Annotated in this window: 1 protein-coding gene; it reads right to left on the bottom strand. The window is 42.1% G+C overall.

Annotated features, from left to right (window positions below; all coding sequences use genetic code 11):
* Positions 1–115: 115 nt before the first annotated feature.
* Entirely contained in the window at positions 116–1,318 is a 1,203-nt protein-coding gene (locus tag F6K38_RS44750; protein ID WP_287360782.1) for a 4-hydroxybenzoate 3-monooxygenase, read from the bottom strand.
* Between the last annotated feature and the right edge of the window lie 47 nt (positions 1,319–1,365).

Raw genomic sequence — 1,365 nt, 5'->3', positions numbered from 1 at the left:
TTGCATCAAGACAGGAAAAAAATTCTGTGTACCTCTCAGATAGGGCTCTTTAATGAATTGTGATAATTTTGTTCCCTAATCCCTACTCCCTACTCCCTACTCCCTATTCCCTTTCCTAGATAATACCAACATAGTTTCTGGCAAAATCCCTAGCAAATGTCACCGATGTAGACAATTGCTTCAATTTCGATTCACTCAACTTATTGAAGAAACGGACATTGTCTACATCCTTCTCTTCAGACTTATGCAGCATATGCAACATCGAACAAGAGAATTCTTGAGCACGCCAAATATAGGGCAAACGAATTTCCGAGTAGCGTTTCAGGTAAGAAATATCCCGTTTTTCCTGGTAGTAACTGACCAATACTTCTCCGAGAATACCCGCATCCTGTACCGCCAGATTTAAACCTTTCCCACCGCAAGGTGTAATAATGTGACCCGCATCACCAGCTATCAACAACCGTTGGTACTGTAACGGTTCCATAACATAACTGCGCATAGATAAAATCCGCTTGTCAAAGATTTCCCCTTCTTTCAAGGTCCATCCCTTTTTCGCCAGACGCTTTGCCAAGGTACTCCAGATGCGTTGATCAGGCCAATTTTTCAGCTCATCATCAAGTGAAACTTGTAAGTAATAACGAGAAATCTTGCTATTGCGCGGCATGTGAGCTCCAAAGCCATCATGATGCAAGCCATAGATGACATGTTTTGCAGAAGGTGGTGCGTAAGCTAAAATTGCCAGCCAGCCGTAAGGATGCTGTTTTGTGTAGATGTCTACCGCTCCGTCTGGAATTGATTGGCGCGAGATTCCATGATAGCCATCACACCCTGCTACAAAATCAGCATGAATCGTGATGGTGGTGTCACCATCTTTATCGTAACACTCAACAATGACGCCGTCATCGGTTTGAGTAATTTTTTTACCCTCATGGCGTAACAGTAACTTACCACCTGCATCCAGATATCTTTGGATCAGATCGTCATTGAGATCGCTTTGGGGATAAATGTAATGGACATCTCCATCAGCTAACTTTCCGTAATCAAAAACAACGCTGTAATCAGGGTAACGAAATTCACAGGTATCATGGGTATAGCCATTTTGGAAAATTGTATCCGCGAGACCATGTTTTTTGAGTAGGTCAACTGTTGTGCTTTCCAGCACACCTGCCCGCGCCTTCGTATATATTTCTTCGCGGTTGTATCTATCCGCAATGATACAATCAATCCCATTTTGTAGAAGGATATTACCAACTACAATGCCAGCTGGACCTGAACCTAAAATACAAACTGATGTTTTCAATGCTGTACTATTAGTCATGGTTTAAACTACCTCTTTAGTTAGTGTTTAATAAAAGGAGATCACAT

It is taken from the genome of Moorena sp. SIO3B2, from assembly GCF_010692525.1.
Lineage (GTDB): Bacteria > Cyanobacteriota > Cyanobacteriia > Cyanobacteriales > Coleofasciculaceae > Moorena > Moorena producens.
This window is presented reverse-complemented; position numbering and strand designations above follow the sequence as displayed.